20 protein-coding genes are annotated in these 24,487 nt (G+C 31.4%); 16 read left to right on the top strand and 4 right to left on the bottom strand.

From position 1 onward, the window contains the following. Nucleotides 1-81 precede the first annotated feature (81 nt). The 11 genes from LGK95_RS12035 to LGK95_RS12085 all read left to right on the top strand — a co-directional run bounded on the left by LGK95_RS12035 (nt 82) and on the right by LGK95_RS12085 (nt 13,876). The gene (locus LGK95_RS12035; protein WP_226125034.1) at nt 82-2,793 is read left to right on the top strand and encodes a chemotaxis protein CheB; all 2,712 of its coding nucleotides are present in this window, start codon (nt 82-84) and stop codon (nt 2,791-2,793) included. An 88-nt stretch (nt 2,794-2,881) separates the two neighbouring features. Next, the gene (locus LGK95_RS12040) at nt 2,882-3,865 is read left to right on the top strand and encodes a DUF3231 family protein (protein ID WP_226125035.1); all 984 of its coding nucleotides are present in this window, start codon (nt 2,882-2,884) and stop codon (nt 3,863-3,865) included. A gap of 408 nt (nt 3,866-4,273) precedes the next feature. After that, on the top strand, nt 4,274-4,801 hold the full coding sequence (locus LGK95_RS12045; RefSeq protein WP_226125036.1) for a GNAT family N-acetyltransferase: 528 nt from the start codon (nt 4,274-4,276) through the stop codon (nt 4,799-4,801). A 174-nt stretch (nt 4,802-4,975) separates the two neighbouring features. After that, a complete protein-coding gene (locus tag LGK95_RS12050) occupies nt 4,976-5,479 on the top strand; it encodes a GNAT family N-acetyltransferase (protein ID WP_226125037.1) in 504 nt (167 codons plus the stop codon). Then, nucleotides 5,463-5,672, top strand: a complete 210-nt coding sequence (locus tag LGK95_RS12055; RefSeq protein WP_226125038.1) for a GrpB family protein — start codon at nt 5,463-5,465, stop codon at nt 5,670-5,672. Before LGK95_RS12050 ends, LGK95_RS12055 begins: the two co-directional genes overlap by 17 nt. Nucleotides 5,673-5,864: 192 nt before the next feature. Then, complete coding sequence (locus tag LGK95_RS12060) at nt 5,865-6,398, top strand: HAD-IIIA family hydrolase (RefSeq protein WP_226125039.1); 534 nt, start codon at nt 5,865-5,867, stop codon at nt 6,396-6,398. Between the two features lie 23 nt (nt 6,399-6,421). Further along, nucleotides 6,422-6,994, top strand: coding sequence for a GDSL-type esterase/lipase family protein (locus LGK95_RS12065; protein ID WP_226125040.1), 573 nt, complete (start codon nt 6,422-6,424; stop codon nt 6,992-6,994). Between the two features lie 463 nt (nt 6,995-7,457). Further along, a complete protein-coding gene (locus tag LGK95_RS12070) occupies nt 7,458-7,934 on the top strand; it encodes a GNAT family N-acetyltransferase (protein WP_226125041.1) in 477 nt (158 codons plus the stop codon). A gap of 438 nt (nt 7,935-8,372) precedes the next feature. Next, the gene (locus tag LGK95_RS12075) at nt 8,373-8,762 is read left to right on the top strand and encodes a hypothetical protein (protein WP_226125042.1); all 390 of its coding nucleotides are present in this window, start codon (nt 8,373-8,375) and stop codon (nt 8,760-8,762) included. 222 nt (nt 8,763-8,984) lie between these two features. Beyond that, a complete protein-coding gene (locus tag LGK95_RS12080) occupies nt 8,985-10,940 on the top strand; it encodes a DNA gyrase/topoisomerase IV subunit B (protein ID WP_226125043.1) in 1,956 nt (651 codons plus the stop codon). 14 nt (nt 10,941-10,954) lie between these two features. Next, entirely contained in the window at nt 10,955-13,876 is a 2,922-nt protein-coding gene (locus LGK95_RS12085) for a DNA topoisomerase IV subunit A (RefSeq protein WP_226125044.1), read from the top strand. 42 nt (nt 13,877-13,918) lie between these two features. Here LGK95_RS12085 and LGK95_RS12090 read toward each other — a convergent pair whose 3' ends face one another. After that, a complete protein-coding gene (locus LGK95_RS12090; RefSeq protein ID WP_226125045.1) occupies nt 13,919-14,401 on the bottom strand; it encodes a GtrA family protein in 483 nt (160 codons plus the stop codon). Between the two features lie 240 nt (nt 14,402-14,641). Here LGK95_RS12090 and LGK95_RS12095 point away from each other — a divergent pair, with 240 nt between their 5' ends. Together LGK95_RS12095 and recJ are read left to right on the top strand one after the other, a co-directional pair. Further along, nucleotides 14,642-15,898, top strand: a complete 1,257-nt coding sequence (locus tag LGK95_RS12095; protein WP_226125046.1) for a M16 family metallopeptidase — start codon at nt 14,642-14,644, stop codon at nt 15,896-15,898. Between the two features lie 2 nt (nt 15,899-15,900). Then, entirely contained in the window at nt 15,901-17,670 is a 1,770-nt protein-coding gene (gene recJ / locus LGK95_RS12100) for a single-stranded-DNA-specific exonuclease RecJ (RefSeq protein ID WP_226125047.1), read from the top strand. A gap of 53 nt (nt 17,671-17,723) precedes the next feature. Here recJ and LGK95_RS12105 read toward each other — a convergent pair whose 3' ends face one another. From LGK95_RS12105 to LGK95_RS12115, 3 genes are all read right to left on the bottom strand, one after another. Continuing rightward, on the bottom strand, nt 17,724-17,906 hold the full coding sequence (locus LGK95_RS12105) for an alpha/beta-type small acid-soluble spore protein (protein ID WP_226125048.1): 183 nt from the start codon (nt 17,904-17,906) through the stop codon (nt 17,724-17,726). 290 nt (nt 17,907-18,196) lie between these two features. Then, nucleotides 18,197-18,388, bottom strand: a complete 192-nt coding sequence (locus LGK95_RS12110) for an alpha/beta-type small acid-soluble spore protein (RefSeq protein WP_226125049.1) — start codon at nt 18,386-18,388, stop codon at nt 18,197-18,199. A 109-nt stretch (nt 18,389-18,497) separates the two neighbouring features. Then, nucleotides 18,498-18,689, bottom strand: coding sequence for an alpha/beta-type small acid-soluble spore protein (locus LGK95_RS12115; RefSeq protein WP_226125050.1), 192 nt, complete (start codon nt 18,687-18,689; stop codon nt 18,498-18,500). Nucleotides 18,690-18,907: 218 nt separating this feature from the next. Here LGK95_RS12115 and LGK95_RS12120 point away from each other — a divergent pair, with 218 nt between their 5' ends. The 3 genes from LGK95_RS12120 to nifJ all read left to right on the top strand — a co-directional run bounded on the left by LGK95_RS12120 (nt 18,908) and on the right by nifJ (nt 24,432). Next, nucleotides 18,908-19,981 (top strand): undecaprenyldiphospho-muramoylpentapeptide beta-N-acetylglucosaminyltransferase, encoded by a 1,074-nt coding sequence (locus tag LGK95_RS12120; RefSeq protein WP_226125051.1) that lies wholly within the window; start codon nt 18,908-18,910, stop codon nt 19,979-19,981. A gap of 291 nt (nt 19,982-20,272) precedes the next feature. After that, a complete protein-coding gene (locus LGK95_RS12125) occupies nt 20,273-20,698 on the top strand; it encodes a flavodoxin (RefSeq protein ID WP_226125052.1) in 426 nt (141 codons plus the stop codon). A gap of 221 nt (nt 20,699-20,919) precedes the next feature. Further along, on the top strand, nt 20,920-24,432 hold the full coding sequence (gene nifJ, locus LGK95_RS12130) for a pyruvate:ferredoxin (flavodoxin) oxidoreductase (RefSeq protein WP_226125053.1): 3,513 nt from the start codon (nt 20,920-20,922) through the stop codon (nt 24,430-24,432). Nucleotides 24,433-24,487 lie beyond the last annotated feature (55 nt).

The raw sequence follows: 24,487 nt of genomic DNA on the forward strand, positions 1-24,487 counted from the left end.
TATTATACTCCGTTTATAAATATTTTGTTATAATAAGAAGATAAAATGATGTGTAATTCAATTTGTGAATGGAGGAATATAATGAAGGGGAATAAGAACCTTGACATAAACATAAGGACTAAAAATTCTGGGGGCAATGCTTCTAAAACGGATACCGCAAAAACGGACTTTTCAATCGTTGGCATAGGCGCCTCCGCAGGAGGGTTGGAGGCTCTGTCAGCTTTCCTTCGTAATGTGCCTGAAGATAGCGGCTTGGCTTTTGTTATCGTTCAGCATATGGAGAAGAATAGTAAGCATATTTTGGTGGAGTTACTTCAGAAGGATACTAGTATGAAAGTTGTACAGGCCTATGAGAACATATCTGTTGAGCCTGGTTGCGTATATGTAATTCCGCCAAACAAGAATATGTCTATTAAGCATAATATTATACACCTTTTTGATTTTATTGCGCCCCACGCTCTGCGTATGCCCATAGACTTCTTTTTTTGTTCCCTGGCGAAGGATAAACAGGAGAGGAGTATTGGCGTCATACTTTCAGGTATGGGAAGCGACGGTACAGCAGGACTCAGAGAAATTAAAGAAAAAGGAGGAGGTGTCTTTATCCAGGAACCGTCCTCTTCTAAATATGAAGACATGCCTATTAGTGCCATTGAGGCAGGTTTAGCAGACGTTATATCCACCGTAGAGACTATGCCTTCAAAGATTATTTCCTATCTTGAGCATAAGCCCCATATGGTTATGACTGACAAGGAACATCCAGATAAACTCATGAATTACTTCGACAATATTATAGTCCTGTTACGAAAACATACAGGTCATGATTTTTCTTCATATAAAAAAAACACTATACAACGTAGGATTGAGAGGTGTATGGGTATTCATAAAATTGATGATATAGCCACCTACGCCAGTTTTTTGAAGGGGAATCCTCAGGAACTGAATTTGTTATTTAAGGAGTTTTTAATTGGGGTTACCAGTTTCTTTCGCGAACCGATGGAGTGGAAATTGCTAAGGGACAAAGTTATACCGTCACTCTTAGATTTACGGTCGACAACTGATACGGTTCGAGTTTGGATATCTGCCTGTTCCACCGGCGAAGAGGCTTACTCCTTAGCGATTGTATTCAAAGATGTGATGGACCAATTAAAGCCTTCCAAAGACTTTTCTATTCAGATTTTTGCTACTGATTTGGACAATGAAGCTATTGATAAAGCCCGGGAGGGCATTTTCTCGGTTAATATAGCAAAAGATATGTCGGCCGAGCGCCTGAATAAGTATTTCGTTAAGGTGGATCGGGGTTATCAGGTTGTCAAGGATATTCGGGACATGGTCATCTTTGCTCAACAAAACATGATTAAGGATCCACCATTTACAAAAATTGATATAATGGTCTGTCGGAACCTGCTTATCTACCTGACACCAGAAATCCAGAAAAAGCTCATTCCTCTTTTTCATTACAGTCTTAATAGTGACGGATTTTTGTTTTTAGGAAGTGCAGAGTCAGTCGGAAACTTTACCGATCTTTTTAAACCACTTAATCTTAAATCGCGAATTTATCAGAGGCTCCGGCCTTTAATTCAGAAGGAGCCTATAGAATTCCCCAACTCCTTTGCACCGTATCAGCCTGAAGTGAACCAGCCGTCGGATGATGTTCAGAACATGCAGTCGCTGGCGGATAAACTGATTTTGCAATATTATTCGCCGGCCACAGTGCTCGTCAATGGTAAAGGTGATATCATCTACATTACCGGGCGAACGGGTAAGTACCTGGAACCGGCTGCCGGTAAGGTTAATTGGAATATTTTTGCCATGGCCCGTGAAGGGCTAAACTATAAACTGAATGACACTTTCTACAAGGCTGTTCGGCAAAAAGAGGTGGTTACTTCCAAGGATGCTATTGTGCTAAACGAAGGTGGATCGCTGATGGTTAATATCTCAGTCAATCCGCTCAAAGAGCCGGAGGCGCTGCGAGAGATGGTAATGATTATTTTTACCGACGTGATCACCCCTAAGGTAAGCAAAACAATAAACATAACTGGACAAATCCCTGCCAGTAATAAGCGGGAGGAGGAACTGGAGCGAGAACTACTACAAACTCGCCAAATGTGGCAAGTTGCCGGTGCAGAAATGCAGATATCCCAAGAAGAATTCAAATCCAGCAATGAGGAATTGCAGTCATGCAACGAAGAACTCCAGTCGACAAACGAGGAATTGACCACAACCAAGGAAGAAGTACAGTCCTCAAATGAAGAGCTAAAGACGATCAATTTCGAACTACAGGTCAAGTTAGACGACCTGTCACTAGTCACAAGCGATATGAAGAATCTAATGGACAGCACGAAGATTGCCACCTTATTTTTGGATAACACGTTGCTCGTTAAACGCTTCACAAACCAAATGACTGTAATCTCTAGGTTGATTTCGAGTGACGTGGGTCGACCAATCACTGATATTGCATCAGATCTAATTTATCCTGAATTGACAGAGGATATTAGGGATGTGCAACGTACGCTGATTACTGTTGAAAAACAGGTTATGTCTCGCAATGGGAGTTGGTTTAATGCTCGCATTCTGCCTTACCACACGTTAGAGGACAAAATAGATGGTGTGGTCATCACTTTTATAGATATCACTAAATCCAAAGAGCTAGAGGCAGAGATCAACAAGTCAGAATTAGATTTAAAACAACGCATTGTAGATAAAGATAAAGAGCTATTATTGGTAAATAAAAGGTTGCTTGATGAAGTAGAGCAAGGTCATAGGGAAGTCGCTGCGTCGTTAGATCAGGAGTAGTAAGTTATAAGTATTTCATCCCTCAAGGTATATGTAAAAGGTATTCTACACATACTAATGAAAATATTTACAATGAGGGGTGAAAGTATTGGGTCTAGGTTCATTAATAAAGAAAGTTAAGAAGAGAGAAGACGTTATAGATATCCAGGAGGCATTTAATATATATAGTCTTCTAAGAGCAAGATATGTTAGTACTCAAACAGTTCAATTATTTAAGAACTTTGTTCATGACGTAGGTTGGGAAATAATCCTAAATAAATTTCAAAATAATTTTGAAAATCAAATAGATAATTTAGAGAAATTAGGCGAAAAATTTCGTATCATAATGCCAAACAGACCTCCGGTGGACGTCAAGTTTGCAACCCGTCTTAATGGTGTAACAGATGATTATATATATAAAAAGATATACCATGACCTTGTAGCGCAGCTGATGTCTCTTAACCATGCAGTTCGTTCAACCAGTACGAATGATAATTTAAGACATATTATCATACAAGATTTAATAGGTCATTTTGAGGACTTTGATACTCTTTATAAGTTTGGTAAATTGAAAGGTTGGGAAGAGACGTATCCTACTTACAAGACTGCTATTAGTCAGGAAGAAGAACAGCTTTCCACGTCAGAAGCGTTTCATATTTGGGATCATATTGTTATGAGATATGAACAAATTGAACTTATAGGTATATTCTCAAGTTTTGCTCATGATACTGAGTTTAAAGTAATACTTCAACATGGGTTATATATTTATAACAAGCAGGTTAAAAAGCTTGAACAGTTAGCACTAAAGCTTAATATACCGCTGCCGAACAGATCGGCACTACCAGTAACGGCTCCCATCGATCCTGAAATGATTACGGATAAGTTTATGTACCGAATTATTTTAAGCTGGGAATTAGCCTCCTTAGACGCTCATGTCAGAGCAACCATTGAGACAATTAGGAACGAGCCATTGCGTAAGTTATGGAGCGGGCTCCTTAATTCAGAGTTAGAGTATTACGATAAATATCTGAAGTATGGAAAGATGAAAGGTTGGACAAGAGTAGTCCCAATTTATGGGGAGCCAGTGACATAAATTGAGAAAAAACTATATGCACAATTAATGACTACATAAAGAATGTCTATGCCATACATAACAAGCCTAAGAGAGAAATATGATAGAACTAAGGAGTGAATTTCCTTAGTTCTATTTTTACGCTTTTTCACTGCGGGTTATGGGACGGTAAATAATAAAAGGAAAATATATTTTAAATATAATAAATATTACTAATGTATATTAAATTTTGTTATAATGTAATAAATTTAAAATTAGTAAACATATATATAATATAATTTTGGACAAAAATGCGAGTGTGATTTCAATGAATAATATTATAAAATTTTATGATGAATATTATGAAGACAGTAGACTTACGAAGAATAGTGCAAAAAAAGTTAAATTCAGTGTAATGTTAAACCGTTTAATTAGGGTGAGGAGAATGATATGGAAATATTAATTACTAATAGATTGAACATAAGACTGTGGAGAGAAACTGATAGCAACGATTTATATGAATATGCCAAAAGTGAATTAGTGGGGCCTAATGCTGGTTGGCCACCACATAAAAATGAGCAAGAAAGCAAAGATATAATAAAAATGTTCACAAAAAATAATGATACATATGCTATTGTTTTAAAAGCAGAAAATAAAGTTATAGGTAGTATAGGACTTCATGATAGAAAACCTGATATAACTCTTTCTAACTTAAAACAAAAAGAAATAGGCTACGTTTTAAACCCTAAATATTGGGGTAATGGATTTATGCCTGAGGCGGTAGAGTGTTTAATTAATTATGGATTTAATGAATTAAACCTAGATTTAATTTGGTGTGGACATTATGATTTTAATAATAATTCTAAAAGAGTAATTGAAAAATGTAAATTTAAATATAGGTTGCAAAAAAAGGAGAATGTAAAGTTATTAGATAACAAAGAAGTTACCACCTTATATTATAATATTTTTAAATCATAATATTAATTTGATTATTCAGCAAGATTATAAATTCTAGATATTGTAAAGCAAAAGTAGAATATAATAAAAATTATTAAAGTTAGGCAGAAGATAATATACAGTATAAGTGCGGTATGATGGAATCATACAGTAATATAAAAGAAAAACTATTATATAGTTTGAAGGAGAACTAAGATGAAATTTACAAAAGCAACTGAAAAAGATGTTAACAGTATAATGAATATTATTGAGCAGGCACAAGCTTACTTTAAGGAACATGCAATCAATCAATGGCAGGATAATTACCCTAACCTTGAAACAGTAAAGAATGATATTACTAATGAAAATGGATACGTTTTGTTAAAAGATAATGATGTAGTCGGTACTGTAGTAGTTACATTTGACGGAGATAAAAACTATGAATTTATTTATAATGGTAAATGGACCAGCAATGATAAATATGCAGTAATTCATAGAATGGCTATTGAATCCAAATGTAAAGGAATAGGATTATCATCTGTGATTATTAAAAACATAGAAAGAATTTGTTTGGATATGAGCATACATAGTATAAGAATTGACACACATAAAGAAAATATATCTATGCAGAAGTTATTGCAGAAAAATGGTTTTAAGTATTGTGGAATAATTTATTTAGAAGACAAAAGTAAAAGAATTGCTTTTGAGAGAATGCTATAAAAATATCGAAATATCAAGGCACTTGAATTTCAAAAATTATATGATAGCACATTCTGAAGAAGCAAGGAGATACAGTGAGTTAAAAAGACAACTGGCTATTGAGTTTACGCATGATAATGAAGGTTACTGCAATGGTAAAGATGCTTTTATAAAAGATATTGATATAAAAGCTGAAAGGTGGGCAAAGAAATAATGTTTTAGTATTTACAGATAGTGAGGTACAATAGTAAGCTACTATAAATAATGATCTGGATTTAATGATATAGAACCAAATACCTTTTTTATGATGAGAAAATTAATTATTCTTTATTTCTAATGAGTGCAAGGAAGTATACAAATACTTAGTTGAGCATTAGTACGAAGTAACTTATAGGGGAGATCAAATATGATGAAAAATGTACAAGCAGTATTTATGGATCGAGATGGTACTATGGGGGGAAACAATTGTGTAACATACCCTGATAAGTTTGTTTTATATCATTTCACGGATAAAGCTATAAAAATGTTAAAAAGTAATGGAATTAGAGTACTTGCATTCACAAATCAACCAGGTATATCAGTTGGAGAAGCTACAGAAGAAGATTTTATAGAGGAGTTAACAGGGTTTGGAATTGAGAAAGTTTACTTATGTCCTCATACACCCAATGATAGTTGTAAATGTAGGAAGCCTGAGCCGGGATTGTTATTGAAGGCACAAAAAGATTATGGGCTAGACCTTACAAGTTGTATTGTAATTGGTGATAGATGGAGTGATATGATTGCGGCAGAAAGAGTTAGTATGGGGAAAATACTTGTATTAACTGGAGCAGGGAATGAAACATTTGCGAAATATAGAGATAAGTGGCCAGAAAAGAAGCCAGATTATGTAGCAAATAATGTTTTGGAGGCTGTTGAATGGATTTTATCTACACTACAGTAATTATTTATAGAGGAGACAATTAAATGAGCATAGTATGTATAGGAGATAGCTTAACATTTGGATATGGGGTTAATGATTCAGATAACTGGGTTAGTATAGTTTCTGAAAGGGTTAAAAATAAAATTATTAATAAAGGTGTACCAGGAGATACAACAAGAGGAATGAAAGAAAGATTTATAAATGATGTTGTTAATTATAAGCCATCAAAGGTTTTAATTATGGGAGGAACGAATGATATATTTACAAATACAAGTATGATTACTATTTTAAATAATATAAAAAACATGGTAGAAGTATGTGAAACAAATAATATTGTTCCAATAATATTAACACCATTGCCTGTTAAAGAGAACCTTTATATAAAGCTAATGTTTGTAGATATGAATTATAAAAAGGTTAATGAGCGTCTAGTAGAGTTACGCAAATTATTGCTTCAGTATGGAAAGGATAAAAATATTAATTCTATCGATTTAGGCAACCTTTTACCTAAGAATATAAACTTAGAAGAATACTTTTTAGAAGATGGAATACATGTATCAAAAGAAATTCATAAAGAAATGGCTGAAATAATATATAAAGGCATGTTATCATTATAGTTAATGAACAGATGCAAATAGTATTACAGAAAAATTACTTTTACATTCTAATATAACTTAATAAGATATGGATCATAAGAAAGATGGTATATCTATTTAAAAAGCCTATAATTAATATAGGGTGTCCAGAATTGATATTATCTGAATATTAAGATATAATACTTAATATGAAATAATATAAAGTATTATATTCAAAATGTAGAATTCGTATAGGGTTAACTAAAAGCAATTTTTTTTAAAAGTGTGTTTCTATCGTATTTTTATCGAATATTTTTAATTATAAATGAAACCGTTTTAGAAATGTTGTAGCTTTAGAATATTACTATTCACATGAAGTAATAAATCAGATAATAATTCAGAAAAAATACATCATACATATAGATATTAAAGATTCATAAAATATTAGGAAATTTATAACTATCATTATTATAAAACAAAGCAATAAACAAGTTAGGGGGATATTATGAATATATGTATAGTAGAGAAAAGTAAAAATGAACTTAAGCTTATGAAGCCATTTTGGATATTGCTTAATTCTATCCGTTTTAATAAATCAATCTACTTTAAGAAGGATTATGAGGAACTTAAATTTGAAAAAAGAATGGAAATTATTTATGAAAAGGCACAGAAAGGTAAAATAAAATTTAATATGCTATTAGATAATAATAACGGAAAATACATAGGATATTCTTTAAGTTCAATAGAAAATAATTTAGGTGAAATAGAGTCTATTTATATAGATGTTAAGTATCGTAGGATTGGTTTAGGTGGTAAAATCATGAGGGATGCTTTAAATTGGTTTGAAGTAAATTCAATAACAGATATTCAAATGAATGTAGTTTATGCAAATGTTGAAGCATTGCTTTTTTATGAACGTTATGGATTTTATATAGGAAATTATATTTTGAAAAGGAAATCATATTTAAATCATAAATCATAAATTCTAATTATAATGATAAGTAATTATTCAAGATAGGTTAAAATAATACTTTAGATAATTTAGAATTAATATGTTAATATTTACCGGGAAATAAGTGCAAAATTATAATGAAAATTGTAATTCACAAAATAGGTTTATTGTTATATAATTAAAAAGATGACATAGTACATGGAGCGAAGAGTTGTAGAAGCTATAATATAGTTTCTATTTTTTTGCATATTACATAGAGTGAAAATAAGATAGCCTATACTATTTTTCAATATTGTAGCAAGTAAATCGTTAAATAAAAAAGCTACAGTGGAGAAACAAAGTGAAATAGAGACAAGCATTAGACTAACAATAATTATTTTAAGAATTTAATAATTTAGTTAAAAAATGTACCCTTTTTTATTTGAGTAGCATATAAAGTAGTATAAAATCAAAAAAGGAGGGTACGTGATGGTAGAGATAATTATACAATATGTATTAATTGTGCTTTTAGTAACAGGCCTTGGTTATTTAGCTTATTTGTTAAAAGAGAAAGACATAAATATTAAGGATGACTATTTTGGGTTTGCTTATGTAATACTTGGTTCATTATCTTCTAGTGAATCTACGCCTGAAAATGCAAAGATAATTCTTAGAATCGTTTCAAAAGCAGTGCAATATGTAGAAACTAACTATAAAAATAGCGAGAATACCCTTAAAGAAGAAGAAGCTATTAAAATATCAAAAGATGCTGTTAGTACATTAAGTTTTAAAAGTAATATAGATAATGAGAGCCTAAAATATCTAATAAGAGTAGCTGCGGCATTATTGCCACCAACTAATAAAAAAAAGATTGAGTGATTTGACACTAAAAACAGAGCCGATTACAGTGTTGGCCGGCAGGAAAGGTCTATTTTGCCGGTTAATATTTATATAGCATATTGGGTAAAATTAATATGAATAAGTTGAAATTTGCTAAAAAACAGAAACGAATGTTCTGATTTTTTATTTATTTCGCTTTACCTTTTGCAAAGAAACATATAAAATAGCAAATGTATGATAAAATTTTACTGGAGGATTTTTATGAGTTTTGATAATGAAGAAATTCAAACATATGATGTAACGGACTTAACTTCTCTAGAAAAGCTAGAGCCTGTACGAATAAGGCCTGGTATGTACATAGGGTCCACAGGAAGCAAAGGCCTGCATCATTGTATATGGGAGATTTTAGATAATTCCATAGATGAAATAGCTAATGGCTATGGCGATAAAGCTGAAATAATATTAAATAAAGATAAAAGTGTTACTATTATTGATAATGGTAGAGGAATTCCTACAGGAATACACCCAATTAAAAATAAATCTGGTGTGGAAATGGTATTCACTGAACTTCATACTGGTGGAAAGTTTAATAATAAGAATTATAAGACTTCAGGAGGGCTTCATGGTGTTGGAGCAGCTGTTGTAAATGCATTATCAGAATGGTTACTAGTCGAGATAAAACAAAAGGGGAAAATTTTCACTCAAAGATTTGAATATGCCTATGATAAAGAGCTTAAAAGACTTATGCCAGGTACACCAGTTGGCAAGCTTGAGATAGTTGGAGAAACAAAACAAACGGGTAGTAAGGTTACTTTTATGCCTGATAAAAATGTGTTCACTACTTTGGAATTTAGTTCTGATTTTATTGATGAAAGATTACAAGAATTGGCGTTCCAAAATAAAGGAATTACTTTGGTTTTTGATGATAGAAGAAAAGAAGGAAATGTCCCAAAGGAGTATCACTCTGAACGTGGCCTTCTAGATTTTATAGATTATCTAAATGAGAGCAAAACACTTCTTCACAAAGAGCCTATATTCTATCAAGGTGAAAAAGAAATAAATGGATTACAATTATTTGGAGAAGTATGTATGCAATTTACTGACTCTACAACAGAATACATTGCAAGCTATGTTAACAATATACCTACTACAGAATCAGGGACTCACGAAACAGGATTTAAAACAGGGATGACAAGGGCTTTTAAAGAAGGGGCTAGAAAGCTTAATCTTTTAAAAGAGAAAGATAAGGAATTTGAAGGTGACGATTTAAGAGAAGGAATGACTGCAATAGTTAGAATTAAAATAAGTAATCCAATCTTTGAAGGGCAAACTAAAAGTAAGCTAGGTAATAATGAGGCTTATAGCATAATGAATGAATTGAGTTATGTGAAAATACTAGAATGGATAGAAGACAATAAAGAAATGGCTACAAACATTATAAATAATGCCGTTTCTGCTGCTTCAAGGCGAGATAAAATAAAAAAAATCAATGAAGCCGAAAGAAAAAAGATAGGTAAAGGAGCTTCTCCTCTTGCTGGGAAAATTGCAGTATGTACTCTTAAAAATTCAGAGTTTACAGAGTTCATAGTGGTTGAGGGAGATTCGGCTGGTGGAAGTGCAAAACAAGCTAGGGATAGAAGGTTTCAAGCTATAATGCCATCAAAGGGCAAAATTATGAATACAGAAAAACAAAAGCTTGAGAATGTATTAGCTAGTGAAGAACTTAAAATATTTAACACTGCAATTGGAACAGGAGTTTTAGATAACTACAATGAGAAAAGTTTAAAATATGGTAAGATAATTATTTTAAGTGATGCAGATGTTGATGGATATCATATTAGGACATTATGGATGACTTATATTTATAGATATATGAGGCAGTTGATTGCAAACGGTCATCTTTACATGGGAATGCCTCCACTTTATAAGGTTTATAAGCAAACTAAAAATGGAGAAGTGGCAAAGTATGCATATAGTGATGAGCAATTAGAGAAGACTAAAAAAGAAATTGGAAAAGGTGCTTTTATTCAAAGGTATAAAGGTCTTGGAGAAATGAATCCAGATCAACTTTGGGAAACTACACTAAACCCTAATACCAGAACCTTGCAGCAAGTGACTATAGAGGATGCAGCAAAGGCAGAGAAGATGGTTTCACTTCTAATGGGGGATGTGGTTGCACCTAGAAAAAGTTACATGTATAAATATGCAGAGTTTTAAGGAGGTTTTATTAAATGGCAAAAGTAATTGACATACCTAAAGATAATAATATAATAATGACACCAATTGAAGAAGCAATGCCAGATAACTACCTTCCTTATGCTGTGGAGGTTGCAAGAGAAAGGGCACTGCCAGACGTAAGAGATGGTCTAAAACCAGTACATAGAAGAATTCTTTATGGTGCATATATGCTAAAAGCATTTCCGGACAAGCCATATTTTAAGTCAGCAAGAATTGTAGGAGATATTCTTGGTAAGTACCATCCACATGGAGATAGCTCTGTTTATGGTGCAATGGTTATCTTAGCACAGTCTTTTGCAACAAGAAAACCATTGATAGATGGCCATGGAAATTGGGGAAGTCAAGATGGAGATAACGCAGCTGCTATGCGTTATACTGAAGCAAGACTTTCTCCTATTGCTCTTGAAATGATAAGAGATATTGATAAAGGCGTCGTGGAAATGGTAGATAATTATTCGGACACAGAGAAGGAACCATCGGTTTTGCCATCAAGATATCCAAATCTACTGGTAAACGGAACCTTTGGTATAGCGGTCGGAATAGCAACAAATATACCACCACATAATCTAGGAGAAGTAATTGATGGATTTCTAGCTTATGCTGACAATAAAGAAATTACAACAAAACAACTTATGAAATATATTAAAGGACCAGATTTACCAACCGGTGGTGTATTAATAGGTAAAAATGCAATAGAAACTGCCTATGAAACTGGAGAAGGTAGGGTAACTCTGCGCTCTAAAATGAAGATAGAAATGCTAGAAACTGGACGCCTTGGCATAGTAATTACAGAGTTTCCATATAGAAAAAATAAGGCAAAATTACTTCAATCTATTTCTGATATGACGGCCGAGAAAAAACATTTAAGAGCCTTAGAGTCTATTATAGATATAAGAGACGAATCAGATAGAAGTGGACTTAGATCGGTTATTGAATTTAAAAAATCCACGGATAAGGATACTGCAACAAAGGTATTAAAATATTTAATGATGAAAACAGAGCTTCAATGTAATGTAGCTTTTAACATGGTAGCTTTAGCAAATGGTAAACCTCAAACTATGGGGCTTAAAACTATATTAATGCATTACTTAAATCATCAAAAGGATGTTGTAACCAAAAGAACTCAAAGGGAACTAGATGTTGCAGAAAATAGATTTCATATTGTAGAAGGATTTATTAAAGCGATTGATGTAATGGATGAAATTATTATAACTATTAGAAAATCAAAGTCTAAAAAAGATGCTGGGCAAAATCTTATAGCCCAATTTAATTTTACAGAAATTCAAACAGAGGCAATACTTGAACTTATGTTATATAGGCTAACAGGACTCGAAATAAAGATATTCACAAAAGAATATAAAAAATTAGAAATACTAATTAGGGGGTATAAAAAAATTCTTGGAAGTGAGCATGAACTTCTTAAAGTAATAAAATCTGAAATACTCGAGATAAAAGAAAAATATGATGATCCAAGAAGAACGGAAATTATAGAAGATGATAGTCAAGCAAAAATAGATGTGGAAGATATAATAGTTTCGGAAGACATTATGATAACTTTATCTAACGAGGGTTATATAAAGCGTGTCCCTATGAAATCTTATAATAGATCTAACATTAACATAGATGATATAGAGTATAGAGAAGGCGACTTTAATACATATTTGCTTCATACAAATACTAAGGATTCATTAATGATATTTACTGATATTGGAAATGTATATCAATTAAGAGGAGACTTAGTGCCAGAATATAAGTGGAGAGAAAAGGGCGAAAGACTAGATGCTCTTATGAGAGGTATAGATCTAACAAAAGAAAAAATAGTGGCTACTTTGTTACTAGGAGATTTATCTAATAATAAGGAATTTATATTCTTTACGAGTAAAGGAAATATAAAGAAAACACACCTCGATAAATTTATTACAAACTATAATAGATTAACTGCTTTAAAATTAAGAGAAAACGAAAAGTTACTTGACGTTAGGTTAAATGATAAGGAAAGGCAAGAAGCATTTTTAAAGATTTTTACTAAGGAAGGCCTTGAATTTTCTGTAGAAGAACCAGTACTTGAGGCTGTAGATAGAAATATTGTCGGAACTCAGCTATTTAATCTCACCCTTAATGATGAGGTTACTGGATTAGAATTTGCCGAAGGATATGATTACAAAGAGTTTAATATTAGTGTAAATACTAAAGGTATCATAAAAATATCTGGGAAAAAAGTAAATTCTCGCGTTAGTACATATACTAAATCCACATCTATGCTGCTTATTTTTACGCAACATGGATTAGTTCATAAATTACCTGGTTATATGGTTCAGAATGTCAATAAGAAAGGTACATGTATTAATACATTGCTAGATGATTTTAATCTTAATGATAAAATAGTTGAAATTATATCTGTTGACGATTTCAATGAAGAGAGTAGTATTTATTTCTTTACATCAAAAGGATTTACAAAGCGATTAAAACTTTCTCAATTAGACGGAGACTTCTGCTGGACTTTAGCTTATAAACTTAAAAGTGAAGATGATAAGTTAAACTTTGTAAAAATCAACAGGGATAATGTGGATAAAGATGCATTAATTATTACAAAAAAGGCTATGTGTATAAGGTTTAATGCAAGTACTATTAAGTTTATGGGAAAAGGTGCATCAGGGGTAACCGGAATAAGCTTAAAAGAAAATGATGAAGTTATATTCGTAAGTATGGTAGAGGTAAAAATAAAAACTAAAGAAGATTCTAATAAAGCCAATTCTGCGATTAATGAGAATATAAGTTTAACAGTCAGTTCATCAAAAGGTGAAATAAAGACTATTGAATTAGATGACATAAATGTTCAAAATAGAGCAGGTAAGGGTAAAAGCTTAGCAACTTCACTACAAGATGATTATGTGGAGAATGTTATAATAAAGTAAAAATAAAAAAGACATAGACTAAAAATTAAATAAAACTTAATTTTAGTGTGTCTTCTTTTTATTAAAAATAAAAAATTTATTGACTAAAAATCCAAGTATGCCTAAAACAATGGAATTTATTATCATGGATATGTTGAGCCATAGGTGATTTAAATTCATTATATGTCTTTGGTTATGAATAAGATGATTATGCATAAGATGGATTAAAGGATTTCTACTTGTTAACAGAACCAATAATAAGCTATTCAAAATCATAGTGAAAAATAATACAGAGGCATATTGCAAATAAGCTCCTTTAGGAGAAGTTTCTCTAAAGGTGAATTTCTTATTTAAGTTATAACCACAGACAGAATAAATTGAAAATGCTATCATATTAAAGAAAAATAAAGTTATTCCATGAGTTATGCCAGTGGTATATGACAAAATGTTTAATATTGAAATTTCTATTAGAGTATTGGAAGCACCAACTACACTATACTTAACAAATTGAGCTAAGGACTGTTTTTTTTTATTTTTATTATTCATAAAATTTCATTCTTAAATAAAATATGTTTAAGAAATTAGTCACCAACCTTTCCCTAAAAGTATATTAAAATTTGTCAACATGTAATAGTGTACAACAAAATAAAATAAAATAATACAAAAATATTTCCATCTATTATAGTATATTTGTATATATTGTTATAAAAAAATATAAGAATTATGCGATGAAGATTGTAGTAGCTAGAAAGTAATTTGATATAATATGAATTCGAAGGTGATTATATGGAAAAAATAATATTGGAAAATGGGATAAAGTTATTATATAAAAAATCAGAAAATAATCTGACTTCTTTTACCATAGGGTTTAATGCAGGTGCAAATCAAGAGGATAACGAACATCTAGGAATTGCTCATGCAGTGGAACATATGATTTTTAAGGGTACAACTTCCCGTAGTGAGTACGAGATAAATAAGTTATGTGATGAAACCTTTGGTTTTTGTAATGCGATGACAAACTATCCCTACGTAGTATACTATGGCACCACTTTAGATGAAGAGTTCGAAAAGGGGTTTGAAATTTATGCGGATATTCTTCTAAACCCAATTTTTCCTGAACAAGGATTCAAGGAGGAAATAGATGTGATCGACGCTGAACTTAAAGAATGGAAAGATGATTTATATCAGTTTTGCGAAGATTCCATGTTTTATAATGCGTTTGATAAGAGAAGATTAAAGAACTTAATTATAGGTACGCAAGAAAGCATCCATGATATTACAATAAAACAGATAAAAAACTTTTATGAGCAAAATTATACTTCAAATAATTGCGTAATAAGTGTAGTGTCGTCTATGAGCCTACAGAAGATTTTAGATATAGTGGAAAAACATATGGGTAACTTTAATACTAAATTAATCAATAACAGTAAGAATATTCAAGAAATAAAAGAATATACATATGAATATAATAAACCTGGCACATATTATGAATATAGAGATGACTTGCAAGGTGCTAAAATTCAATATTGTTTTACAATACATGATTTAAGCAGGAGAGAGATAAGCGCTTTAAAACTATTTAACTTAGTTTTCGGAGATGGAACAAGTAGTATATTGTTTGATGAAATTAGAACTAAGAGGGGACTTGTCTATGATATAGGAAGTTTTATTAAAAATGAAACAGGAATTAAACTTTTTACTATATCCCTTGGAACTTCATATGAGAATGTTTACAAAACTATAGAAATCATTGATAATGAAATAGAAAAAGTTAAAGAACTCAAGAGTTTTTTTGATCAAAAGAGTATTTTAAAATTATGTAAAAGTTACAAATTGAGAAGAATGATAGCACTCGAGAAATCAATACAGACTAGCATGAGTTTATGTGTATATGAAATCATGTATTACGATGGTGAAAGTATTTTTTCGGAATTTGATGGAATGAAAAACATTACAGAGGAAGAAATAATGAAAGTAGTAAACAAAGTTTTAGTGAATGCTACAATACAAGTATTGATGCCAAATGCAGGAAGTAGGAGATAGATATGGAGAAAAAGTGGTTACTAAGAAATACCTCTAAAGATATTTGTTCTTTAGCAAAAAACTCAGGTGTAAGTGAGGTTATAGCTAAGATTTTAATTAATAGAGGATTTGATAATGCATTAGATATTAAAAAATTTATGAGAGCTAGTATAGATGATTTATATGATCCATTTTTGATGAAAGATATGGAAAAAGCTACAAGTTTAATCCAATTAGCTATTGAAAATAAAGAAAAAATCGTAGTATATGGAGATTACGATGCAGATGGAGTAACTAGCACTGTTATAATGTATAAGGCATTAAAGATATGCGGTGCGAATGTAGAATACTATGTCCCAGATAGAGAACATGAAGGTTATGGCATAAATAGTGATAGGATAAGGAAATTAAATGAAGCTGGGTTTCAAGTTGTTTTAACTTGCGATAATGGAATTGCTGCTATGCAGCAGGTTACATTAGCAAAAGAATTAGGGATGACTGTTATAATAACTGACCACCATGAACTCCAATTTGTAGAAGATAGTGAAGGGGTTAGAACTTTTAAAATACCTTCAGCAGATGCAGTAATTAATCCGAAACAAAAAGCATGTAATTATCCCTTTAAGCAATTATGTGGTGCAGGTATTGCTTTTAAGTTTGTACAAGCACTATACATGAAATGTGGAATCAAAAATGAAAACGTCAAGGAATTTTTAGAAATAGCAGGAATAGGTACTATTTGCGACGTAGTGGATTTAGTTGACGAGAACAGAATAATTGCTAAAAATGCATTAGAGATGTTAACCAACACAAAAAATCTTGGCTTAAAATGTCTAAAGGAAATATTAAGCATTAATGATAAAGAGATAAAGTGCTATCATGTTGGCTTTCAGATTGGGCCATGCATAAATGCTACCGGAAGGTTAGAATCTGCAGCTATATCGGTTGAATTGCTTCTATGTGAGGATGAGAATAGAGCAAAGGAACTAGCCAAAATATTATTTGAACTTAATAAGAAAAGACAAGAGATGACTACTGAAAATGTGGAAGAGGTAATAGAGGTAATACAAAATTCTACTTTTAAAAATGATAAAGTATTGGTAATCTATAAAGATACTATTCATGAGAGTATAGCAGGAATCGTAGCAGGACGCGTTAGAGAAACTTTTAATGTGCCAACAATAATATTAACTAAAGGAAAAGAGAACCCAAAAGGTTCAGCAAGATCTATTAACGAATATAATTTATTTGAAGAATTAATAAAATGTAGAGAGTTACTCGAAAAATTTGGAGGTCATCCAATGGCTGCTGGTCTTTCTATAAAAGAAGAAAATATAGAAAAGTTAAGGCTAAAATTAAACAGCATCTGCAGCTTAACCGATGATGATATTAAGCCGAAAGTAAGAATAGATCAGCGAATGCAACTAAATAAGATAAATTATGAAATGATTTATGAGCTCGAATTGTTAGAGCCCTTTGGTAAAGGTAATTCAACTCCATTACTTGCAGAAAAGAATATCTCAATTTTAAAAATAGATATTTTGGGGAAAAATGCTAATACATTAAAGATAAAATGCATGATGCCTGGAGTAAGTAAAACGATTGATGGAATTTGTTTTAACAGAGTTGATGAATTTATTGAAATGCTTAACGATAAATATGGTGAAGATCATATGAATTATATTGAGAATCCACGAGGATTAAAATTAGATTTAATTTTTTCGCCTCAGATTAATGAATATAATGGACGTAAATCCATCCAATTAAAAATCTTAGAATTCAAGCTTAGCTAAGTTAAAGGCACATAGACTTATATCTATGTGCCTCTATTTATATCATTTTCGTATTATAAATTTCTTTCATATTGTTCTACCATTTTTTTTACCATTTGCCCACCAACAGAACCACATTGTCTTGAAGTCAAGTTACCATTGTAATCTGTGAAAGGTACTCCTAATTCTTTTGCAGTCTCCATCTTAAATGAATATAATCCTGCTTTTGCTCCAGGTACTAATTGTCTGTTTGCCATTTGTCAATCACTCCTTCTATAATTTATTTTGGTATGATAGTATTTTGTGCAGATATTTTAATTATATAACAGCAAATTAGAGGGAAATAAGACAAGTAAAACATTTTAAATTACTAACTTCCATCATATGAAAGGTTTCAATGAAATTCATACTAATTACATAAATTAAAAAGAGTTTTATTATTTTTTTATAAAACCATGATTAAAAAATACTTATATGGAATAAAAAAATCATAAAGTAAAGAGGTATATGTCTCGCATATACCTCTTTACAAAATTTAAATTTAAAATTATAAGTTTTTCTCGTATTGTTCTACCATTTTCTTTGTCATCTGTCCGCCAACTGATCCGTTTTGTCTAGATGTAAGATCGCCGTTATAACCATCTTTTAAATCTACTCCAACTTCTTGAGCTGCTTCCATTTTAAATTTGTTTAGTCCTGCTCTTGCTTCTGGTACTAATGTTCTATTTCTGCTTGTCATAATAAATCACTCCTTCTTTAATTTATTTATACTACGATAGTATTTTGTGCAGATATTAAAAATATATAACTGAATATTGGAGGATAATAAGGAAAGAATATCATTTTAATTATAAATTTTTCTCGTACTGTTCTACCATTTTTTTTGTCATCTGTCCGCCAACTGATCCATTTTGTCTTGAAGTAAGATCGCCATTGTAACCATCTTTTAAATCTACTCCAACTTCTTTAGCAGCTTCCATTTTGAATTTGTTTAATCCTGCTCTTGCCTCTGGTACTAATGTTCTGTTTCTATTTGTCATTATAATTACCTCCTTTTTTGTAGATTATTTGTTACTAGTAGTTTAACCGTATAATTCTTTATTATTTTAGTGAATTGAAGGGTAGTTTTGAAAATTATATAGTCTTTAGAAGATTATGGAGAATTTAATTTTTTGTTAAATGACGAACTTTTCACGTTCATTAGTATATAATGATGTAGAATATATTGAGTAAAGCTGTTTTTAAAAGGAGTGTTAATGTGGGAAAACACAAAATAATAATGACTGGTGGAGGTTCAGCGGGGCATGTAACACCAAATCTTGCGCTTGTACCAAAACTTAAAAGTTTGGATTATGAAATAGAATACATTGGAACAAAAGAAGGAATTGAGAGAAAGATAATAGAGGGCGAGAATATAAAATATTTTCCTATATCCAGTGGAAAATTACGAAGATATTTTGATGTAAAAAATTTTACAGACCCTTTAAAAGTAATTAAAGGTATTTTTGACGCAAAAAAAATTATAAAAAGACAAAAACCTGATATAGTTTTTTCTAAAGGGGGGTTTGTTTCCGTACCTGTAGTGCTTGCTGCATTTTTTAGTAGAGTGCCAGTGATTGCTCATGAATGTGATATTACTCCAGGACTTGCTAATAAATTAGCAGCTCCTTATTGTACAAAGGTATGCGTAACTTTTCCAGAAGCATTAAAAGAAATAAAAAATGGAAAAGGAGTTGTAACAGGTAATCCTATAAGACGCGAACTATTTGAAGGAAGTAAAACAAAAGCATATGAAATATGTGGTTTTAAAAATAAAAAACCAGTATTAATGATAATAGGTGGAAGTTTAGGATCTAAAGTTATAAATGAAGTTATAAGAGCAAAACTTGAAAAATTAGTTTTAGAGTATAATATTATTCATATTTGTGGTAGTAATAATATTGATAAATCACTTCTGGATAAAAATGGTTATAAACAATTTGAATATACAAAAGATGAATTACCTCATTTATTGGCAAGTGCGGATATTGTGGTGTCTAGGGCAGGAGCAAATGTAATTTTTGAACTTTTAGCACTAAAAAAACCAAATTTGTTAATTCCATTATCAGCTAAAGCCAGTCGTGGTGATCAAATACTTAATGCAAAATCATTTGAAAAAAGTGGATATAGTATGGTTATTCAAGATGAGGAGCTAACTCCTGATAATTTAGAAACAAAAATTAAAGAATTGTACACCGATAGATATAAATATATTGAAAATATGAACAAAAATAACACAGAAAAAAGCATTGATTTAATAGTAGATTTAATAGAAAAATATAGGAAAAGATAAAGAAATTTAAATTTTTTATCTTTATATTTTTTTATTATAATAATACAAAATATTACATTTTAAGTTAAGATTATATAAATTTTTATTAAAAAGATATATTTTTCCTTATTAAAGGTGTAAACTAGGACTATAAAAATATATTTTTAATCATAATAATAGTAGCATAAAATTAAAAACTTAATTAATAATATACATTATTTATAATAAAAAACTTGAATATATATAGTTTTGATGTATAATTAAAATGTAACTATAACTATCTATTAATAGAGAAAGTATGAGGTGATGGCAATGAAAAAATTGACAATAATTTATTTGAGTAATGGTGGAAATGTTGAAGTTTTAGCTAATCACATAGCTAAAGGTGCAAAAGATGCAGGTGCTGAAGTACTAATTAAATTAGTTAGTGAAGCAACTATGGAAGATGTAACTGGTGCAGATGCAGTTGCGTTTGGAAGTCCATCGATGGATAATAATAGAATTGATCAAAAAGAAATGCAGCCTTTTATCGACAAATTTAAGTTAGCTCCTGTTAATAATAAAACCACAGGTTTATTTGGTTCTTATGGATGGGATAATGGAGAATTTATGAACAAATGGATTAGTCTAATGAAAGAATACGAGTTCAATGTTACACAAAATCTAACTGTTAATGAGGCTCCTTCTAATGAACAATTAGCTGAAGCTGAAAAAATGGGAAAAAGTTTAGTTAAATAACTTTCAATTACAATTACATAGATTATAAAGTCTATGATGACTAGCTAACGCTGAAAGGTGTTAGCTAGTTTTGTATAATAATTATAAGATAGTTACTGGTATTATTAGGAGTTATTGTTTTTAATTGTAGAGTTATTTTTATTGAAATACTCTTGTTTACAATTTAAATAAAAACTTGGGACATATTTTTATAATAAGAATAAAGAAAGAAGGCCTATTAAATGAGAAAAATGAAAACTATGGATGGAAACACAGCAGCAGCACACGTCGCGTATGCATACACAGACGTTGCAGCAATTTACCCAATAACACCATCTTCAACAATGGCAGAGTATTGCGATGAATTGGCAGCTAAAGGAACAAAGAATGTATTTGGTCAAAAAGTTAAACTTATGGAAATGCAATCAGAAGCAGGAGCTGCAGGAGCTGTACATGGTTCACTTCAAACAGGAGCTTTAACTACGACATTTACATCTTCACAAGGTTTACTTTTAATGATTCCAAACATGTATAAAATAGCAGGAGAATTATTACCAGGAGTATTACATGTAGCAGCTAGATCACTTGCTACTCACGCTCTAAATATTTTTGGAGATCATCAAGATGTAATGGCTACAAGACAAACAGGATTTGCTTTACTTGCATCTGGTAGTGTACAGGAAGTAATGGATCTTTCACCAGTTGCTCATTTAGCAGCAATTGAGGGAAAAATTCCTTTTGTAAACTTCTTTGACGGATTTAGAACTTCTCATGAAATACAAAAAATTCAAGCATGGGATTATGAAACTCTAGGATCTCTTGTAAATCAAGAATCAGTAGAAGCATTTAGAAGTCATGCAATGAACCCAGAACACCCAGTAACTCGTGGAACAGCACAAAACCCAGATATATATTTCCAAGGAAGAGAAGCTCAAAACAAATTTTATGATGCTCTTCCAGAAAAAGTTGAAACATATATGGGAAAAATAAACTCATTAATTGGAACAGACTACCACTTATTTAATTACTATGGTGCAGCAGATGCAGATAGAGTAATAATAGCAATGGGATCAGTTTGTGATACAGTTGAAGAAACTATAGATTATTTAAATGCAAAGGGAGAAAAAGTTGGAGTACTTAAAGTTCATCTTTACAGACCATTCTCATTAGACCATTTCTTTAAATACATACCTGCTACAGTTAAGAAAATAGCAGTACTTGATAGAACAAAAGAATCAGGATCTAATGGAGAACCATTATACCAAGATGTCAGAAATGCTTATTTTGATATAGAAAACAGACCAGCTATAATTGGCGGAAGATATGGTTTAGGTTCAAAAGATACTACACCAGCTCAAATTGTTGCTGTATATGATAATTTAAAAGCAAAAACTCCTAAAAATGGATTTACTATAGGAATAGTAGATGATGTTACTAATTTATCACTTCCAATGGGAGAAGAAATAACAACAACTCCTGAAGGAACTAAAGAATGTAAATTCTGGGGACTTGGATCAGATGGTACTGTTGGAGCTAACAAGAGTGCTATTAAAATCATAGGTAACCATACAGAAATGTATGCTCAAGCATACTTTGCATATGATTCTAAAAAATCAGGTGGAATAACAGTTTCTCACTTAAGATTTGGTAAGAAAGCTATAAAATCACCTTATTTAATTAGTTCTGCAGATTATGTTGCTTGTGGTAACCAATCTTATGTAACTAAATATGATGTTGTAAAAGGGATTAAAGATAATGGAACATTCTTATTAAATTGTATATGGAATATGGATGAACTAGAAGAACATTTACCAGCTTCCATGAAGAGATATATTGCTAATCACAATGTTAACTTCAATACAATTAACGCAGTTGCAATTGCTTCTAAAATAGGTCTTGGCGGAAGAGTTAACATGATTATGCAATCTGCTTTCTTTAAACTCGCAAACATTATACCAGTAGAAGATGCAGTTAAATATCTTAAAGCAGCTGTTATTACTTCTTATGGTAAAAAAGGCGAAAAAGTTATCAATATGAATAATGCTGCAATTGATGAAGGTGTTGAATCAGTTGTTAAAATCAATGTTCCAGAAAGCTGGAAAACAATTGAAGATGCAAAAGTTACAGAAGATTCTAGACCAGATTTCATTAAAAATATAGCTGATGTAATGAACAGACAAGAAGGAGACTCTTTACCTGTTAGTGCATTTGCTGGAATAGAAGATGGATCTTTAGTGTCAGGAACAGCTGCATTCGAAAAAAGAGGAATTGCTGTTAATGTACCAGAATGGCAAGTAGATAAATGTATACAATGTAATCAATGTGCATTTGTATGTCCACACGCTGTAATAAGACCTTTCTTAACAAATGAAGAAGATCTTAAAAATGCTCCAAAAACTTATGAAAGTAAAAAAGCTATAGGTAAGGGACTGGAAGGTCAAACTTTTTCAATAGGTATAAGTAACGAAGATTGTACTGGTTGTGGTAACTGTGCAGAAGTATGCCCAGCTAAAGAAAAAGCTTTAATCATGAAACCTTATGCATCTCAAGAAGCTAAAATACCAAACTGGAAGTTTAATATAAACTTACCTAAAAAAGAAAATCCATTAGGAACATCAACTGTTAAGGGAAGCCAATTTGAGCAACCATTAATGGAATTCAGTGGAGCTTGTGCTGGATGTGGAGAAACACCATATTCTAGACTTATTACTCAATTATTTGGAGATAGAATGTTAATTGCTAACGCTACAGGATGTACTTCAATCTGGGGCGGAAGTTCACCAGCTTCACCTTATACAGTTAATAAATGTGGTAAGGGACCAGCTTGGGCTAACTCATTATTCGAAGATAATGCTGAATTTGGATTTGGTATGTTCCTTGGAACTACTCAATTAAGAGATAAAGTTGAAATACTTGCTAAACAGGCATTAACAATGAATACAAGCGAAGTATTAAAAACAGCTATGAATGAATGGATTGAAAACAAAAATGATGGAGAAGGATCAAAAACTGCTACATCTAAATTGTTACCATTATTAACTGCTGAAAAAGATAATAACGAAGCTTTAAAAGAAATATTTAGTAAAAGAGATCATTTAGTTAAAAAATCTCAATGGGTATTTGGTGGAGATGGCTGGGCTTATGATATCGGATATGGCGGAGTTGATCATATATTAGCATCTGGTGAAGATGTAAATGTATTTGTATTTGATACAGAAGTATATTCAAATACTGGTGGTCAGGCTTCAAAATCTACTCCAACTTCTGCTGTAGCAAAATTTGCAGCAACAGGAAAGAGAACTAAGAAAAAAGATCTTGGAATGATGGCAATGACTTACGGATATGTTTATGTTGCTCAAATAGCAATGGGTGCTGATAAAGCTCAAACTCTAAAAGCTATAAAAGAAGCAGAGGCATATAAAGGACCATCACTTATAATGGCTTATGCACCATGTATTAATCATGGTCTTAGAGTTGGAATGGGTTGTACACAACTTGAAACTAAGAAGGCTGTTGAGTGCGGATACTGGGCTAATTACAGATTTAATCCAGACTTAAAAGAAGCAGGAAAGAATCCATTTATATTAGATTCTAAAGAACCAACTGCTTCATTTAGAGATTACTTAATGGGTGAAGTAAGATATTCTTCACTTGCTAAAGTATTACCAGAACTTGCAGAAGAACTATATGTTAAAACAGAAAATGATGCTAAAGAAAGATTAGCTGGTTACAAAAAACTTGCTAGTGAAAAATAGTATTTAGAATTAAAAAGTAAAAGGAAGATGGATTAATTTTCATCTTCCTTTTACT

Source organism: Clostridium algoriphilum, from assembly GCF_020443705.1.
Lineage (GTDB): Bacteria > Bacillota > Clostridia > Clostridiales > Clostridiaceae > Clostridium_AD > Clostridium_AD algoriphilum.

What these genes read in the sequence shown, in the direction of transcription:
- LGK95_RS12035 (WP_226125034.1), top strand. Translation starts at nt 82, where the DNA reads ATGAAGGGGAATAAGAACCTTGACATAAACATAAGGACTAAAAATTCT.
- LGK95_RS12045 (WP_226125036.1), top strand. Translation starts at nt 4,274, where the DNA reads ATGGAAATATTAATTACTAATAGATTGAACATAAGACTGTGGAGAGAA.
- LGK95_RS12050 (WP_226125037.1), top strand. Translation starts at nt 4,976, where the DNA reads ATGAAATTTACAAAAGCAACTGAAAAAGATGTTAACAGTATAATGAAT.
- LGK95_RS12060 (WP_226125039.1), top strand. Translation starts at nt 5,865, where the DNA reads ATGATGAAAAATGTACAAGCAGTATTTATGGATCGAGATGGTACTATG.
- LGK95_RS12065 (WP_226125040.1), top strand. Translation starts at nt 6,422, where the DNA reads ATGAGCATAGTATGTATAGGAGATAGCTTAACATTTGGATATGGGGTT.
- LGK95_RS12070 (WP_226125041.1), top strand. Translation starts at nt 7,458, where the DNA reads ATGAATATATGTATAGTAGAGAAAAGTAAAAATGAACTTAAGCTTATG.
- LGK95_RS12075 (WP_226125042.1), top strand. Translation starts at nt 8,373, where the DNA reads ATGGTAGAGATAATTATACAATATGTATTAATTGTGCTTTTAGTAACA.
- LGK95_RS12080 (WP_226125043.1), top strand. Translation starts at nt 8,985, where the DNA reads ATGAGTTTTGATAATGAAGAAATTCAAACATATGATGTAACGGACTTA.
- LGK95_RS12085 (WP_226125044.1), top strand. Translation starts at nt 10,955, where the DNA reads ATGGCAAAAGTAATTGACATACCTAAAGATAATAATATAATAATGACA.
- LGK95_RS12090 (WP_226125045.1), bottom strand. Translation starts at nt 14,401, where the DNA reads ATGAATAATAAAAATAAAAAAAAACAGTCCTTAGCTCAATTTGTTAAG.
- LGK95_RS12095 (WP_226125046.1), top strand. Translation starts at nt 14,642, where the DNA reads ATGGAAAAAATAATATTGGAAAATGGGATAAAGTTATTATATAAAAAA.
- recJ (WP_226125047.1), top strand. Translation starts at nt 15,901, where the DNA reads ATGGAGAAAAAGTGGTTACTAAGAAATACCTCTAAAGATATTTGTTCT.
- LGK95_RS12105 (WP_226125048.1), bottom strand. Translation starts at nt 17,906, where the DNA reads ATGGCAAACAGACAATTAGTACCTGGAGCAAAAGCAGGATTATATTCA.
- LGK95_RS12110 (WP_226125049.1), bottom strand. Translation starts at nt 18,388, where the DNA reads ATGACAAGCAGAAATAGAACATTAGTACCAGAAGCAAGAGCAGGACTA.
- LGK95_RS12115 (WP_226125050.1), bottom strand. Translation starts at nt 18,689, where the DNA reads ATGACAAATAGAAACAGAACATTAGTACCAGAGGCAAGAGCAGGATTA.
- LGK95_RS12125 (WP_226125052.1), top strand. Translation starts at nt 20,273, where the DNA reads ATGAAAAAATTGACAATAATTTATTTGAGTAATGGTGGAAATGTTGAA.
- nifJ (WP_226125053.1), top strand. Translation starts at nt 20,920, where the DNA reads ATGAGAAAAATGAAAACTATGGATGGAAACACAGCAGCAGCACACGTC.